The 17,454-nt window shown below is 63.7% G+C and carries 4 protein-coding genes and 2 tRNA genes; all 6 read right to left on the reverse strand.

Annotated elements, in window-relative coordinates; all coding sequences use genetic code 11:
* Positions 1–19: 19 nt before the first annotated feature.
* The 6 genes from HMPREF1478_RS10810 to HMPREF1478_RS02680 all read right to left on the reverse strand — a co-directional run bounded on the left by HMPREF1478_RS10810 (position 20) and on the right by HMPREF1478_RS02680 (position 17,399).
* Entirely contained in the window at positions 20–3,682 is a 3,663-nt protein-coding gene (locus tag HMPREF1478_RS10810; protein WP_016460538.1) for an SdrD B-like domain-containing protein, read from the reverse strand.
* 110 nt (positions 3,683–3,792) lie between these two features.
* The gene (locus tag HMPREF1478_RS10815; protein WP_016460539.1) at positions 3,793–5,868 is read right to left on the reverse strand and encodes a DUF11 domain-containing protein; all 2,076 of its coding nucleotides are present in this window, start codon (positions 5,866–5,868) and stop codon (positions 3,793–3,795) included.
* 432 nt (positions 5,869–6,300) lie between these two features.
* On the reverse strand, positions 6,301–13,740 hold the full coding sequence (locus tag HMPREF1478_RS02665) for an SdrD B-like domain-containing protein (RefSeq protein ID WP_016460540.1): 7,440 nt from the start codon (positions 13,738–13,740) through the stop codon (positions 6,301–6,303).
* 1,981 nt (positions 13,741–15,721) lie between these two features.
* A tRNA-Ser gene (locus tag HMPREF1478_RS02670) sits at positions 15,722–15,811 on the reverse strand.
* 78 nt (positions 15,812–15,889) lie between these two features.
* Positions 15,890–15,976, reverse strand: a tRNA-Ser gene (locus HMPREF1478_RS02675).
* Positions 15,977–16,058: 82 nt separating this feature from the next.
* Positions 16,059–17,399 (reverse strand): AGE family epimerase/isomerase, encoded by a 1,341-nt coding sequence (locus HMPREF1478_RS02680; RefSeq protein ID WP_016460541.1) that lies wholly within the window; start codon positions 17,397–17,399, stop codon positions 16,059–16,061.
* Positions 17,400–17,454 lie beyond the last annotated feature (55 nt).

Raw genomic sequence — 17,454 nt, forward strand, 5'->3', positions numbered from 1 at the left:
GTGTGCGTCTGCCTACGGGTTAGGCCTCCTGCCGCTCGCGGCGGCGCTTACCCGCCAGAGCCACAAACCCGGCAATGGCTGCCATGGCCGCCATGCCACCGAGCACGGAGGCGTCCGAACCCGTACGGGCCAGGACCTTCGCCACCGTGGTGGACGGGGTCGGGGTCGGGGCCGGGATCAGGGTGAGCGGGAAGTCCACATCCAGGTTTTCTTCACCCTCACCAACCGTCACCGTCATCGAGGTCGTGGCCGCGTTAAACCCGGCAGGAACCTCGATATCAACCGTGTACGTCCCCGGAATCAGGCCCGTGAAACGGTAGTTACCATTCGCGTCGGTGGTGGTACGAGCCACCTCCACGCCACTGGCATCCTTGAGGATCACGGGCACACCAGGCACGCCCGGCTCGCCGTTATCCACACCGTTACCGTCCTCGTCATTCCACACGCGATCACCAATCGTGGCGGGGGCAACCAGACCGAAGTCCACGCCCTGCACCGACGCATCCGTAATCGTCACCGACGCCTGGGTTTCACCTCGGCCCGTGTAGGCCTGGGTCGGAATCAAACCAGCCAGATCACCCTTGTCAGGATCCACGATCACCACGCGGTACGAGGCGGGCGCCAGGCCCACAAACTGGTAGGCACCCTTCTCATCCGTCGTTGTGGTCATCGGGTTACCGTTCGCGTCAAGCACCGGAGTGCCATCCTCGCCCAGCAGAGCGACCGTCACGCCCTTGAAGCGCTGCTCAGAATCACTCTTCGAGTAGGAGGCGTCCGAGTCACGGTAAATCGTGCCACCCAGGTTGAAACCGCCCTTGAACGAGGCCGAGGACTCGTTATTCGTCGGGTCATCGCCCACCTGATCCTGATGCGTAATACGAGCAACGTTGGTGACCAGCTTGCCCGCACCCTCACCAGTGATCACAACCGTGATAGCAACCTTCTTCGCCTCACCCTTGGCCAGAGTCAGACCAGACAGATCCCACACACCAGTAGCCGGATCGTACGAACCATCACCAGCAGCGGACTCAAACACAACACCAGCGGGGAGCTTGTCAGCGGCCTTCACGCCCGTCGCCACGCCCGGACCGTTATTGGTCAGCGTCAACGTGTACGTCACGTGAGCTCCCGGAATGAATTCGAAGGACTCCTGAGCCGCCTCATCCGGAGTAGTGATCGCCTTCAGAATCGCCGTATCAGCCGAGATACCAAAACCCCAATCCTGATCAAGATTCTGGTTCTTCTCACCCGTCAACGTCACCGACGCGCTCAGCTTAAACGCCTGCGCCAGCTTGTCCGCATCAGCCTTCACATCCGCAGACACGACCTTCTTGGCATCCACATCACCCGCGGGCGAATGCGTCAGCACATCGAGCAGGGGCTCGACAGCCAGCAGCGACTCCGGATCAACCGACACCTTGTACTCGCCCGGCAGCAGGTTCTCGAACGTGTACTTGCCATCAGCGTCCGTGGTGGTCTCATAGGTGCGAGTGATGCCACCCGGACCCGTCCACGTCAGCGTCACCTTCACGCCCGCCAGCGGCTTGTCACCAGCATCGGGGGCACCCCCACCGTTCTGGTTGACATCCACGAACAGCTGATCACCGATGACGCCGGTACCAACAGCACCGAAATCAATCGTGTCATCCGTCTGCCCCTGAACCAGGGTCACCGAAGCCTCGGCACCATTGGAATCGAGAGCGCGGTCAGCACCAGCACCCGAGATCGTCGCCTCATAGCCAGCCGGCGTCTGGAAGGACACCTTGTAATCACCGGGCAGCAGGTTCTCGAAGGTGTACTTACCATCCGCACCCGTCGTCACAGCCGAAACCGGACGACCCGACGCATCAACGACGGGGTTACCGGAGGCGTCCACGATGGTTGCGGTGATACCCGGCAGAGCGGGCTCGTCAGAATCCTGGAGGCCATCCTTGTTGGCGTCGAACCAGACGTAGTCACCGACGGACGCAGGCTTGACAAAACCGAAGTCAACCTTCGTCACGTTGGGTGCGGCGGTGGTCAGCTCGATCGCGCTCGGCGTGACGAGCTTGCCCTGGCCGACCTGGGTACGGTCCGTGGAGGAGCCGTAGCCGTAGGTCTGCTTGTAGTCGGACAGGTTCACGTCGGCGCCGTCAACCTTCGCGTCGCCGGGAACGACCTCGACCTTGTAGGAGCCGAGAGGCAGGCGGTTGAACAGGTAGTTACCGTCCGCATCGGTCTTCGTCGTGATGTCCGCGCCGGAATCGTCCTTCACGGGGTTGCCGTCCGCGTCGAGCAGACGCAGCGTCACACCCTCGAAAGGCTTGTCGTCTCCCGGGCCGAAGGTCCACGACGCGTCGGCATCATTGAAGATGGTGCCCGCAATCGTGCCGCCAACCGTGAAGGTCGCGCTCGACGTGTTGTTCTTCTTGTTGGAGTCGATCTGGTCGAAATCGCCCAGCGTCGCCGTGTTCGTGATGGTCGAGCCTTCAGTACCGGGCTTGACCTTCACGAGGACGTACAGCGTCTCGGTACCACCAACGTTCAGGTTGGTGTCGAGGATGCCAGACTCCATCGCCTTCCAGGTGCCGGTGGCCTCGTCGTAGGAGGCGGGGGCGTACACGCCCTCCGTGCACGGGATCGGACCGGCGTTCTGGCAGATGCGCGTCTCAGCGGAGACGTACTCGACGCCATCGGGCAGCGTGTCGGCCACGTTCATGCCCGAGGCCACGGCCGGTCCCTTGTTGGACAGGTTGACCTTGTAGAGCACGTAGTCACCCGGCATGATCGCCTCGGTCGACTCGATGGTTTCGGGCAGGCCATTTGCGTCACGCACGACCTCGTCACCGTTCATCTTGACGCGGGCGACCGACTTGCCGACCTCGACGTCGGTGGAGACGTTGATGCCGACCTTGGGGGCCTCGTTGGGCAGCAGGTAGGACACCTTGCCGTTCTCGGTGACGCCACCCGCCATCGCCACGGAGTTCCAGGCGATGAGGTTGGCGTTGACCGGGGAGGTCATGGTCGCCACGAACTGAATCTTCTCGCCGACCTCGATGTCACGGTTCATGACGATGCGGAAGCCCGTGATCGACGCCAGGTCGGCGGGAGCATCGCCCCACGCGTCAGGGGTACAGCCAGCGGGAGCGTCGTTCATCGAGCCGCCCACGGACAGCACCTCGCCACGACAGGGGTTCGGCACCGTTGAGTACTGGATCGTGATGTCCGAGGCCGGAACGGTCGTGATCTCGGGGTCACGACCCTGGCGTTCCTTCACCGACTGGAATGTCCAGTTCGTGGAGTTCAGGTTCGGCTTCCAGCGGGAATCGCGAGCCTGGTTGGCTGCGGGGCCGACGCCCACGTCACCCGGGTGGGGCAGGATGTCGTAGGCCACGACCTTGGTCAGCGGAGCGTTGCCCGCGTTGGCGATCGTGAAACGGTAGGCGCCATCGGCACCCGGGTCGATCTCTGCGATCTGGCCGGCGGGGACGAAGTCGGCGTTCTTGTTGCCCTTGACTTCCTTCGCGATGTTCATGCCCGCGGTCGTGGCGATCTTAAAGTTCACGCTGGAGTCGCACAGGAAGTCCGTCGTCGAACCATCCTGGTTGAGATCGAGCGTGTCCTGAGCGCGACTGCGGATGCAGTACTTGAGGTTACGGACACCGCGGTCCTGGTCGTAGGGCTTCGCTCCGCCACCCGGCATGAACGCCCAGGCGGTGTTCGTGGTGTCGCCGGCGGGAGCGGTGGTCAGGACCTTGGCGCTGTACCTTGAGAAGAACGCGCCTTCGACCGGATCCGGGACGATCCAGCGGATCAGGGTACGTCCCGTGTTATTGAAGTTCTTTTCAACCTCGACCTTGACCTTGCTGGGTCGTAGGCGGTGCCGTCCGGGTTCTTCAGGACGGAGTAGCTCTCTGCACGAATGTTGGAGGCGTCGTCCACGTCGAGGCCTTCGGGCAGCAGGTCCACGACCGTGAACGGCGTGGGGGTACCGCCGTCGACGGCCTTGCGGGCCTCGGCGACGATCATGAAATTGGCGGGCTTGCCGACCACGACGGGGTTGGTGTTCAGTTCCTTGCGGACCTGGACGCCGGGGACCTCGGTGCGGATACGAGTCCAGCTACACGTGTTGTCGTTCGACAGCGCGACGGCGCCGGTGTCCTTGTCGGTGACCACGACAGATGCGCAGTTCTGGATGCGCACGTAGTCCTCGGAGGCGACGGTGTCGTAGTAGCGCTCAGGGGGCAGCACGGCGTTGTAGTGGTTCGTGAAGTCCGAGGGTTCGGTCTTCGGGACGCTGCGCGAGACCGCGGCGCTCAGGTCGACGGTCGGCCTGGACAGCGGGGCAGCGTCGGTTTCGATGACGAAGCGAGTAATCCACTCGCCGTCCGGGAGGGTAAGCGTGCGAGTGTTCTTGTAGGTAACCGTCTCGTGGTTGCCCTTGTTGGTCCAGTACTCGAAGGTCCAGCCGCCCATCTCCTCGTATCCGGACTTGGTGGAAATCTTGAACTCGTAGGGGCCCACGAAGGCGGGCTGATCGCAGGAATCCCCGGCAGCCTTGCCGTCCTGGGAGGACCAGGTACAGGGCATGGTGTCTTCCCAGCGGTAGTGGAGCGTCGTGTTACCGGAGTTGCTTCCCTCGAAACGCCACGGGAGCGTATCGCCGCGCGCGTAGTCGCGGTTGTAGGTACCGATCTTCTCAGCCCTGGCCTCGACCCTGCGCTCGGCGAAGCCGTGCGTGATCTCGGAGCTCTTGGTGACGACGTTGGTCGGCTCGTTCATGCCTTCGGCGGTGATGGTCGCCTTGTTGGTGACCGTGTCCGCGGTCGTCACGGTGCCGGCGGGGTACTTCACGGTGACGGTCGACTCGATGGGGTTCTGATACGCCCACTTGTCGTAGGACCAGGTCACGGAGTGGGTCGCCGCATCGTAGACGCCACCGTTCGAGGCGCTCACGAAGACGGCCTGCGCGGGCAGGGGGTCGACGACCTTGATGTTCTGCACCTGCTGGAAGCCGATGCCGACGACCTTGCCGTTGTAGGCGGTCCCGCCCCAGCGGGTGCCAACCGAGTTCGGCTTGGTCGTGTCGTTCTGCTGGTAGCCGTAGCGCAGCTCGTAGGTGGCCTCGCCGCCGACCGCCGGGTAGTACAGGCGGTTGGTCGGGCCCGACTTTTCGATGGCGACGTCGGTCGAGGCGGTCCACGTCGTGCTCAGCGTCTGCTCGATGCTGGCGGCGTTGTTGGCCGAGAAGACGACGTGCTGCGTGGTGGTGGAGTTGTTCGGTGCATCGTTGCCGTTGTAGCGCCACGGAATCTGGATGCGGTCCGAGGTGCCCGCGGGCAGCGGGTCCTTCAGCGTGAAGCGGTAGCGCTGCACGCGCGCTCCATCAGCCGACTTTTCGACGTAGTTTTCGCTTTTTGCGACGACGTCACTCGTGACGGGGACGACCGTGTAGCCCTGCTCGATGAGCTTCAGTCCCGCCGGAGTAATCGGGCCGGGCAAGGTCATTTCGATGACGGCACCCTGACAGGGGGTGGTCACCGAGGAGCAGGAGAAGTTAATCGTCGTGATCTGGTCCTCGCGCACGCGCAGGGTGGTGTAGTCGTTGACGACGGTCATTGCCAGGGTGGCGGACTCGTCGCGGGCAGCGGCGGGGGCTTCGGCCCCGGCTGCGTCGGTATCGGCGGCGGGCGCGGTGGCGGCCTCGGACTCGGACGAGGCCGTGGCGCCGTCTTGCGAGGACGCCACGTCGGTTGCTTGCGTGCTTTCCTCAGCGGCGCTGGCTCGCAAAGCGAAAGGCGTCAGCGACGTGACGAGAAGCGAGAGAGCGGCCAAGCTGGCGGCACCCGCAACGCCCACACGGGCGCGGAACGGACGCAGTCGAGACATCGACTTCTCCTTCTATGGGCAGAATATGGACAGGATGGTCTCCAGGGTAGTGAAGGCAACCAGCCGTCTCTAGCCCTTACAGAAGGACGCGTGATGACAGTGAAAGACTGCAATGTCGCAGAGATTTGGTTACACAGTTTCTGAGCAAGTTCTTTGAACTAGTGGTCAGTGGGCCAATCGCTCGCAGGCCTATGATTTATCGAATAATCATCAAAAGTTCCGCCGCGATGGCTCATCAAATTATGACCAGATCAACGACACGGGCAGAGCAAACGACAAGACATGCAGGTGTCCAAGGTCACATTGATAGTGGCCCTGATGCGATCGTCGCCTTGTGGGTATAGGGGAGGGGGCGCGGGACCATGTGTTGGTCTCGCGCCCCCTCCCCTGTTCAGGCGTGCACCCCGTGCGGGGTGTGCACCCGCCTACGGGTTAGGCCTCCTCACGGTCGCGGCGGCGCTTACCCGCCAGAGCCGCAAACCCGGCAATGGCTGCCATGGCCGCCATACCACCGAGCACGGAGGCGTCCGAGCCGGTACGGGCCAGAACCTTCGCAACCGTGGTGGACGGCGTCGGGGTCGGGATCAGGGTGAGCGGGAAGTCCGCGTCCACGTATTCCTCGCCTTCACCCACGCTCACGCTCATCGAGGTGGTCGCAGCCGCATAGCCGGACGGGACCTCGATGGAGACGGTGTAGGTGCCCGGGATCAGGCCCGTGAAACGGTAGTTGCCATTGGCGTCGGTGGTGGTGCGAGCCACCTCCATACCGTCAGCGTCGGTGAGGATCACGGTCACGCCTCCGATGCCGGGCTCGCCGTCGTCAGCGCCATTGGCGTTGACGTCGTTCCAGACGCGGTCACCGATGCTGGCGGGGGCAACCAGACCGAAGTCCACGCCCTGCACCGACGCGTCAGAGATGGTGACCGACGCCTGGGTGGCGCCCCGACCGGTGTAGGCCTGCGTGGGCAGCAGCCCCGCCAGCTCACCCGCGTTCGGATCCACGATCACCACGCGGTACGAGGCAGGAGCCAGGCCCACAAACTGGTAGGCACCGTTCTCGTCGGTCGTCGCGGTCATCGGATCACCGTTCGCGTCGAGCACCGGGGTGCCATCCTCGTTCAGCAGCGCGACCGTGACGCCCTTGAAGCGCTGCTCGTCGTCGCCCTTGGAGTAGGACGCATCCGAGTCACGGTAGATCGTGCCACCCAGGTTGTATCCGCCCTTGAACGAGGCCGAAGACTCGTTGTTGGTCGGGTCATCGCCTGCCTGATCCTGGTGAGTAATACGAGCAACGTTGGTGACCAACTGGCCCGCGCCCTCACCCGTAATCGTAACCGTGATCGTGATCGTCTTGACATCACCCTTGGCCAGGGTCAGATCAGACAGATCCCACACGCCCGTGGCCGAGTCGTAGGAGCCATCACCCTGCGCGGACACGAACGCAACGCCAGCGGGGAGCTTGTCAGCGGCCTTCACACCCGTCGCCACGCCCGGACCATTATTGGTCAGCGTCAGCGTGTAGGTCACGCGCTGACCCGGGGTGAACTCGAAGGACTCCTGAGCAGCCTCATCCGGATCGGTGATCGCCTTCATAATCGCAGTGTCAGCCGAGATACCAAAACCCCAATCCTGATCAAGATTCTGGTTCTTCTCACCCGTCAGCGTCACCGATGCGTTCAGGTTGAACGCCGCGGCCAGCTTGTCCTTGTCGGCCTTCACATCCGCAGACACGACCTTCTTGGCCGCCACGTCACCGGACGGGGCGTGGGTCAGCACATCGAGCAGGGGCTCGGCAGCCAGCAGCGACTCCGGGTCAACACTCACCTTGTACTCACCCGGCAGCAGGTTCTCGAACTTGTACTTGCCATCAGCATCCGTGACCGTCTCAAACGTGCGAGTGATACCACCCGGACCCGTCCACGTCAGCGTCACCTTCACATTCGGCAACACCTTGTCACCAGCATCGGGGGCACCCCCACCGTTCTGGTTGACATCCACGAACAGCTGATCACCGATGACGCCGGTACCGACCAGACCATAATCCACGGTCGCATCGTCCTGGCCCTGAGCGAGGGTCACCGAAGCCTCGGTCCCATTGGAATCGGCAGCACGATCACTGCCAGCGTCCGACACGGTGGCCTCATAACCCGCAGGGTTCGTGAAAGACACCTTGTAATCGCCGGGCAGCAGGTTCTCGAACTTGTACTGTCCATTCGCATCGGTAGTCACGGCCGCAACCGGGTTACCCGACGCATCCGTCACGGCAGAGCCGTCGGCGCGCGTCAGCGTCACCGTCACGCCCGGCATCGCGGGCTCGTCGGCGTCCTGGATGCCATCGCGGTTGACGTCCATCCACACCTTGTCACCGACAGAGGCGGGCTTGACGAAACCGAAGTTCACGTCGATGACCGATCCTGTGGCCTCGGCGATGGTCACGTCCGCGGTGGTCTTGTAGCGGCCCGTGTAGGCCTCGGTGGGCTTGGTGCCCGCCAGAGGACCGGAGGTCGGGTCGACGACGCTGACGGTGTACTCGCCCAGTGCCAGACCGGGGAAGGAGTACTTGCCATCGGCATCGGTCACTGCCGTGACCGGGTTGCCGTCCTTGTCGAGGACGGGGGTGCCGTCCTTCTTGAGGAGGGCAACGGTCACGCCCGCGTACGGGTTCTCACCGTTATCGGAGCTAAACGAGGCGTTGGCATCGTTGTAGAGCTTGCCCGCGATCGTGTAGCCGGCGGTCAGGTCCGCGGACGAGGTGTTGTCCGTCGTCTTGTCGCCGATCTGGTCCTGCTTCTCAATCGTGGCCGTGTTGGTCACGACCGAGCCGGCGGCGGAGGCATCGATGGTGACGGTGATGCGCAGGGTGCGCGTCGCGTCCTTCTCGATCACCTCAGAGCTGAGGTCCCACTTGCCGGAGGCGGCGTCGTAGGTGCCATCGCCCTGCGCGGACACGAAGGTCACGCCGGAGGGGAGCTTATCCTGCGCGATGACGCCGGTGGCGGGGCTCGGGCCCTCGTTCGTGAGCGTCAGCGTGTAGGTGACGGACGTGCCGGGGGTGAAGCCACCCGCCGGAACCTCGGTCGGATCCGCGATCGCCTTGACGATCGCCGTGTTCGCGACGCCGGTGAACGCCCAGTCCTGGTCGTTGTTCGTCATCGCGCCGGGGCTCAGCGTCACCTTGGAGGTGAGGGAAAGCTCCTGGCCCTCCGAGGCCGTCAGGTTGCCCGAGGGGGCGTGGGTCTGAGCGGTGCACTCGGGGCACACGGTAGCCAGGGAGGTCTTGTCAACGGTGACGACGTAATCGCCGGGGGCGAGGTCCTTGAACGAGTAGTGTCCGTCGGCGTCCGTGACGGTCGTCAGCGTCTTCTGCACGCCCGCGGGGGTCGTGTAGGTCAGCGTGACGGTCACGCCGGCCAGCGGCTTGTCCGGGCCTGAAGGCGCAGAACCGCCGTTGTTGTCGACGTCCCAGAACAGGGTGTCACCGATCGTGCCGTCGGCGACGAGGCCGAAGTCGACGGTCTCGTCGTTCTGGCCCTGGGTGAGCGTCACGGAGCTGTCGGCGCCGTTGGAGTCCTTCTCACCATCCGCAGCCGCGTAGGACGTGGTCGCGGAGTAGCCGGCGGGAACCGTGAAGACAACCTTGTAGTTCTCCTCGCCCGCGTTCGCAACGATCCGATCAACGTTCGGCATGAGGTTCGTGAACTCGTACTTGCCGTTGGCGTCCGTGACCACGGGCTTGACCGGGTTGCCGTCCAGGTCGATGACCGGGTTGCCGGCGCCGTCCGTCAGGGTGACGGTGACGCCGGGGACACCGGCCTCGTCCGCGTCCTGAATGCCGTCCTTGTTCGCGTCGAACCACACGAAGTTACCCACCGAGGCGGGCTTCACGAACGCGAAGTCGACCTTCGTGGCGTTGGGGGCGGCGGTCGTCAGCTCGATCGGGTTCGGCGTGACGAGCTTGCCCTTGCCGGCCTCGCTGCGCTTGGTCGACGAGCCGTAGCCGTAGGTCTGCTTGTAGTCGGACAGGTTCACGTCAGAGCCGTCAACCTTCGCCGCGCCCGGAACGACCTCGACCTTGTACGAGCCCATCGGCAGACGGGTGAAGGTGTACTTACCGTCGGCGTCGGTCTTGGCGGTGATGTCCGCGCCGGACGCGTCCTTCACCGGGTTACCGTCAGCGTCGAGCAGACGAACCGTCACGCCTTCGAAAGGACTGTCAAGGACAGGCGAATCGTTGAACCAGGTCGCGTCCTTGTCGTTGTAGATGGTGCCCGAAATGGTGCCACCCACGGTGAAGGATGCGCTGGCCGTGTTGTTGTCCTTGTTGGAGTCGATCTGGTCGAAGTCGCCCAGGGACGCCGTGTTTGTGATGGTCTTGCCCTCGGTGCCGTCCTGAACCTTCACGAGGACATACAGCGTCTCGGTGCCACCCACGTAGAGGTTGGTGTTGAGAACGCCGGACTCCATGGCTCGCCAGTCCGTGTCCAGGACCTCGAAGCCGGAATCTGCCTTCACGGTGCCGGTGCACGGGTTCGTCGCGCCGTCCTGGCAGATGCGCGTCTCAGCGGAGATGTACTCAACACCCGCCGGGAGCACTTCCTTGACGGTCATGCCCGAAGCAACAGCCGGACCCTTGTTGTTCAGAGTGATGCGGTAGAGCATGTAGTCGCCCGGCATGATCGGTTCCGTCGACTGGAGGGTCTCGGGAATACCGTTGGCGTCGCGAACCGGCTCGTCGCCGTTCATCTTGACGCGGGACACGGTCTTGGCGACCGCGACGTCGGTGGAGACGTTGATGCCGACCTTGGGGGCCTCGTTGGGCAGCAGGTAGGACACCTTGCCGTTCTGCATGGAGCCACCGGACATTGCGACCGAGTTCCAGGCGATGAGGTTGGCGTTGACCGGGGAGGTCATGGTCGCCACGAACTGGATCTTCTCACCGGGCTCGATGTCGCGGTTCATCACCAGGCGGAAGCCGGTGATCGTCGTCAGGTCGGCGGGAGCGTCACCCCACGCGTTGGGGGTACAGCCAGCGGGCGCATCGTTCATCGAGCCGCCCGCGGAGAGAACCTCACCGCGGCAGGGGTTGGGCACCGTCGAGTACTGGACCGTAATGTCCGAGGCCGGAACGGCCGTGATCTCGGGGTCACGACCCGGCTTCTGCTTCACCGACTGGAATGCCCAGGTGGTGGAGTTCAGGTTCGGCTTCCAGTGGGAGCCGCGTGCCTGCGAGGAGGCGGGACCCACGCCCACGTCGTTCAGGTGGGGCAGGACGTCGTAGGCCACGACCTTCGTCAGCGGGGTGTTACCGGTGTTGGCGATCGTGAAACGGTAGGCGCCGTCCGCACCCGGGTCGATCTCTGCGATCTCACCGGCGGGAACGAAATCGTCGTTCTTGTTGCCCTTGACTTCCTTCGCGATATTCATCGACGGGGTGGTCGCGACGTTGAAGTTCGTCGCCGCGTTACACACGTAGTCGGTGGTCGACCCGTTGCCGTTGACGTCGAAGGTGTCGACTGCACGGCTACCGATGCAGTAGTTGGTGTTGCGCAGGCTCTGGTCCTCGGTCCTCGACTTAGCACCGTCGCCGGGCATGAACGCCATGGCGTCGTTCGTGTTCTGGCCGGCAGCGGCCGTCGCGAGCACGTTGACATTGAAGGTCGAGTACAGGCTGCCCTCGACCGGGTCCGGAACGTTCCAGCGGATCAGGGTACGACCCGTGTTGTTGTAGTTCTTCTCGATCTCGACCGTGACCTTGCTGAGGTCGTAGGGGGTGCCGTCGGCGTTCTTCAGCGTGGAACGCTTCTCGGGAACGATCGCCGAGGCATCGTCGACGTCGAAGCCCTCGGGTAGCAGGTCCACAACGGTGAACGGCGTGGGGGTGCCACCCTCCGTCTGAGTCTTGGCGGTGCCGTTGATGAAGAAGGTGGCAGGCTTGCCCACGACCACGGGGTTGGTGCGCACGGTCTTGTAGACCTGGACGCTCGGGAACTCGTCGCGCACGCGCATCCAGGAGCAGAGCTCGTCGCTCGAGGTGACGACGGTCCCAGTGTCCTTATCGGTCACCGTGCCGGTGGCACAGTTCTGGAAGCGCACGTAGTCCGGGGAGGCCACGTAATTGTAGTACTTCTCCGGAGGCAGCGCGGGGTTGTAGTGCGAGGTGAAGTCCGCGGGCTCCGTCGTGGGCAGCGTCTTAGGCGTCGTGCCGTACAGCCACGCCTGGGGGCTGGTCTGCGGAGCAGCGTCGGTGTCGATGGTGAAGCGGGTGATCCACTCGCCGTCCGGCAGGGTCAGAGGGCTCGTCTTCGAGTAGGTGACGGTCTCGTGGTTGCCCTTGTTGGTCCAGTACTCGAGGGTCCAGCCACCGTTGTCCTCGTATCCGGACTTGCCGAAGACGGTGAAGCGGTAGGGGCCCACCATGGTCGGCTGGTCACAGGAATCGCCGGCGGCCTTCGCATCCTGGGTGGACCAGGTGCAGGGCAGGGTATCTTCCCAGCGGAAGTGAAGGGTGGTGTTACCCGAGTTGATGCCGGCGAAACGCCACGGGTAGAGGCCACCGCGAACCTGGTACTGGTAGTCGTTGCCGGTCTTCATGATGCGGCCGCCGACCTTACGCTCGGCGAAGCCGTGCGTGATTTCGGAGCTCTTCGTCAGGGTCTTCGTCGGGTCGTTCATGACCTCGGCGCTGATGGTCGCCTTGTTGGTGACCGTGTCATCGAGCGAAACCGTACCCTCGGGGTACTTCACGGTGACGGTCGAATCGATCGGGTTCTGCCAGAACCAGCGATCGTAGGACCAGGTGACGGTATGGGTGGCCGGATCGTAGACGCCACCGTCGGAGGCCGTGACGAAGACGGCCTTGGCGGGCAGCGGGTCCACAACCTTGATGTTCTGGACACCCACGAAGCCGATGCCGTTGATGCCGTTCTTCATCGTGGAGCCGTTCCAGCGGATACCGACCTTGTTGGGGTCGGTCTGGTCGATCTGCTGGTAGCCGTAGCGCAGCTTGTAGGTGGCCTCGCCGCCGACCGCAGGGTAGTTGGCGGGCTTCGTGGGGCCGCTCTTTTCGATCGCGATGTCGGTGTCGGCGGTCCACGTGGTGGTGAGCTCGTTCTCGATCTTCTCAGCGTTCAGCGCGCTGAAGCGCACCTTCTGCGTGGTGGTCGAGTTGTTCGGAGCGTCGTAGTAGTTGTAGTACCAGGTGACCTGGATGCGGTCCGACGTGCCGGCGGGGAGTGGATCCTTCAGCTTGAAGATGTAGCGCTGCACGCGGGTGCCGTCAGGGTTCTTCTCGGTCGAGGTGATCGTCTTGGTGACGCTGCCGCCCGTGACGGGGACAACGTTGTAGCCGCGCTCGACGAGCTTGAGGCCGTCCGGCGTGATGGGGCCGGGCAGCGTCAGCTCGATCTCGGCCTGCTTACAGGGGGTGGTCACCGAGGAGCAGGAGTAGTTGATCGTCGTGATCTGCTCGTCGTGGATGCGCAGGGTCTGCGCGTCGTTGACGACGTTGAGGGCCAGGGTCGCCTGGTCTTCCGTTACCGCGCGGGCGCGGCGCGTGCGGGGCTGGTTCTCGGGTGCGACCTCCGCGGCGGGTGCTTCGGCCCCGGCCTCGGCAGCGTCGGCGCCGGCTGCGTCGGTATCGACGGCGGGGGCTTCGACCCCGGCCTCGGCGGCAGGCGCGGCGGCAGCCTCGGACTCGGACGAGGCCGTGGCAGCGTCTTGCGAGGACGCCACGTCGGTTGCTTGCGTACTTTCCTCAGCGGCGCTGGCTCGCAAAGCGAAAGGCGTCAGCGACGTGACGAGAAGCGAGAGAGCGGCCAAGCTGGCAGCACCCGCAACGCCCACACGGGCGCGGAACGGACGCAGTCGAGACATCGACTTCTCCTTCTAACTGAAAATGGACAGGACTTGCGTCCCAGCCTAGTGAAGGAGTAGCGGCTGCCACCATGCCTAACAGGTATCACCTGAACCACAACTACAACGGTGTATTTCGTTGAAATTCCGGGCATAACGGCTATATAACAACTTCTCTGAACCCCTGGTCAGTGAGCGCATGCCCGCAGCATCAAGAGATTTCTGAGCAATTATCAGAACGCTCCTGCGACCATCATCAAAATATGACCAGCGCAATAGGCATTAGCCGATACATAATCACTCAATCTAGTGACACATCACACATTGCACTTTCCTGGCGCACGATTACTCAGCATCCATAAGGCTTTGATGAGTAGGGGTTCCTGTTGCCGTATTGCCCAGCTGGATGTCAGCTCGAGGCACGTCCCGCCGCTCCATTCAGCTTTCGCACTGCGCTCCACCCGTTGGCGTGTGGGGCCGGGCTGCTTGGTGTGCCCGTGGGCCGTGGCCCGCTCACGAGCCGTCCGCGTCGCGAGCTTTCAGCTCGGCGCACCGTCTCGAAGCCCGGCCAGGCCCTGCCACCGCCCACGGGCACCGCAGCCAGGCCCTCCTGACCCTCCGGCGCCCTCCATACCAGCGGGCCTGGTCGCTGATGTGCGACTTTACGCGTCGCCTCGAATCCTCCCGTGCCCTCCGGCCCCTCTGGCACCCTCCATACCAGTTGGGCCGGTCGCGGCATGGTACTGAGTCCTGACTACATCTCGGCAATTTCGCATGCAATTCCCCTGAGTATATTTCAAATGTTGAAGTCTAATCGTTGATATTCTGCGGTTTTTGAGTGTGCATGGATCAGTGTCTTGGGGGAATTGCATGCGAAATTTGCTTGGGCTGGGTGTTGCTGTTGTTTGTGGATACTGCGGTCGGGCCCCGTTATCCACTGGCGCCGCAGCCGTGCCCTCCGGGTCCGCTGACGCCCTCCAGACCGGTGGGGCCGGGTGTGCTGATGGGTAGTGCACTGGAGGGCCTACGTCTGCACGCGCGAAAAAGTTCACCCTGCATCGCTGTTAGATCGTGAAAGCGCGAAAAAGTTCGCCCTGCGCGCTCACAACACCCCAAATTCGGCGTTTTTGCGCTTGCCGGGCGAGTTTTTTCGCGGGAATGCCACTGGAGGGGCGGTGTTGGGCGAATTATTTCGCGCCAACCGGTCCTGTGCCCAGGACTTGTGGGCGATGCGGCGCACATCAGGTTGGTGGCGGTGGGGGTTTTGCAGCATTAGGGGCGCTCTGACGGCGTGTCGCCGGCGTGTCGCAGCTCTAATGATGCAATTCCCCCCGCTTGGCGGCGGCGCGGCCGCTGTTCGAGGTGATGTGGCGCCCAAACCGCAGAACACCTCGGTGAAAAACACTGAAACCGGGCTGCTAGTGGCGAAGTGGTCTGCGTTTTAGGCAGTTCCCGGGGGTATGGGTTGCTCGCGCACATTGTCGGGCGCCTGGACAGGGTGGTAGCAACCCGACAGCCACATTGCGCATTCGCACGTTAACCCCTGAGTACGCGCGTAAACCCCTTGATACGCACGTAAACCCCTCGACATGCACGTGGGCGGCGCTACCCACACGCATACCATCGGGCCCACGTGCGACTTGTCGGGCCCACGTGCGAATCAGCGGGCCCACGTGCGAGTTATCGGGCCCAGGTGCGCGCTGATGGGCTCGCGTATCGGGCCTGTGGGGATGTTCCTACCCCACGATGAAACAACCACCTTCAACACCGATGTTTCCGCACCAGAAAGCCGAAAAGTCACCACAAAACCAACACGTTTTGTCCATCCTTCAAGTTGGCTCCCACCACCTTCAACACCAAGTTTCCCTCACCAGCAAGCCGAAAAGTCACCACAAAACCAACACTTTTTGTCCTTTAATCCGCACACACCACGTGCGAGCCAATCCGACGGCCCAGCGAATACGAAACCCCCGCGCTTCTCTCGAAGCGCGGGGGTCATGCGCGGAGACGGCGGGATTTGAACCCGCGAGGGGCTATGCACCCCTACCTCCTTAGCAGGGAGGCGCACTCGACCGGACTATGCGACGTCTCCAGTGCCGACTACTTTAGGGCATTTTTGCCGCGAGCGCGAACGTGCGCTCGCCGCGATGCCCATTGGCGGTCGGCTCTGCGGAGGGCGAGGGATTCGAACCCCCGGTGCCATTGCTGACACAACGGTTTTCAAGACCGTCTCTTTCGGCCACTCAGACAGCCCTCCAGACTCGGATCATCCTACAGGACCGGGCCCGGGGATGCGACCCTCGCATCCCCGGGCCCGAGCCCATCAGACACTTGATGCGTCAGCCGCGCAGGCCGAAGAAGTTCCAGGACTTCTTGTCGGGGGCCGGTTCCTCGGGGCGGTCGAGGAGGCCGCGCGAGAGCGCGGGGGCCGTCGGGGGCCACAGCGGCACGCGGATCGCCAGCGTCGCCTGGATGGCGTGGTAGACGTCCCAGCGCGAGGACTTGGCGGGCTGCACGTTCTCGTTGTGGGCGCCGAGGCGGCGCACCCAGCGGCCGGGCTGGCTGATGAGGTAGTCGTGGATGTAGTCGACGAAGGAGCGGTAGCAGTGCTCGAAGTGCTCGACGTCGGAGACGCGGGCGCCGTCGTCCAGCATTGCGCGGCGAACGGCGACAGCGGCGCATACGCCCTCACACACAACCCACTGCTGGTGCTCGTCTTCGCCGGGGATCGGGTCGCCCTCATCGTCCACGCCGGTGGAGAAGCCGGGGCAGGCGTCGGTGCGGCGCCATCCGTCGACGCGGGCGCGCTCGAAGAGCTCGGTCCCCATCTCGAGGAGGTAGTCGGGCACCTCCCACCCCATCGAGCGCAGGCCCGCGCGCACCTGGAGGGCGAAGCGTGCGAGCTGCATCGAGTGGCCGGTCACGTACCCCTTGTAGTAGCGGCGCCCGTCGTTGAGGAGCTTGCCGGCCTCGTGGTTGGGTTCCCAGTTCTCGTCGAAGTACTCAGGGATGCGCCATCCGTTCTTGGAAGCGACCTTGTAGGCGAATGCTGTCATCTTCTCGGCGCGGTCGAGCCACTCGGGTTCGGTCGTGGCCTCGGCGGCGGCCATGTAGGCCTCGATCGTGTGGATGAGGGTGCCGAGCGTGTGGACGGGGACGGCCTCGGTGAAGGCCTCGTCGTATTCGTCCCAGACGCGCCCGAAGTCGTCGGTCCACAGTTCCTTCTGTTCGTCGAGCATGCGGTTGAGGAGCTCGTGGGCGCCGGGGCGGTCGGCGACGGTCGCGGCGGCCACGCCGAGCAGCGCATACACGGTGTGGTACTGCGATTTCACGCGCGAGGCCTCGTCCCACGGAACGCCGTGTCCGTCCTCGTCGGGTTCGGGCTTGATGGCGAACCACATGCCGCCGTTGACGGGGTCCGTGAAGTAGTTGGTGAGTGCTTTGACGGCGTGATCGGCGTAGCGGCGTGTGCCGGGCAGGCCCATGAGTGCGCCGAGCGAGAACACGTAGGCCATGCGGCCCGTGACAGCCAGGTCGATTGATCGGGTCGGGTCGGGCTTTCCATCAGCGTCGAGGTGCGCGAAACCAGTCGCGACGATCGCGCCTTCAGCCTCTTCAATGAGCGCCTGCATGTGGCTGCTCAGCCAACGGTTATGTTCGATGGAATCAAACCATCCCACGGTGTTCCTCCTGACGACACAGTCACGGTCTTCGGTGACCGATATCTCATAGGAT

It is taken from the genome of Actinomyces sp. HPA0247, assembly GCA_000411415.1.
Taxonomy (GTDB): Bacteria; Actinomycetota; Actinomycetes; order Actinomycetales; family Actinomycetaceae; genus Pauljensenia.

Coding starts and splice junctions, on each gene's coding strand:
- HMPREF1478_RS10810 (WP_016460538.1), bottom strand. CDS start 3,682: ATGCCGGGTGGCGGAGCGAAGCCCTACGACCAGGACCGCGGTGTCCGT.
- HMPREF1478_RS10815 (WP_016460539.1), bottom strand. CDS start 5,868: ATGTCTCGACTGCGTCCGTTCCGCGCCCGTGTGGGCGTTGCGGGTGCC.
- HMPREF1478_RS02665 (WP_016460540.1), bottom strand. CDS start 13,740: ATGTCTCGACTGCGTCCGTTCCGCGCCCGTGTGGGCGTTGCGGGTGCT.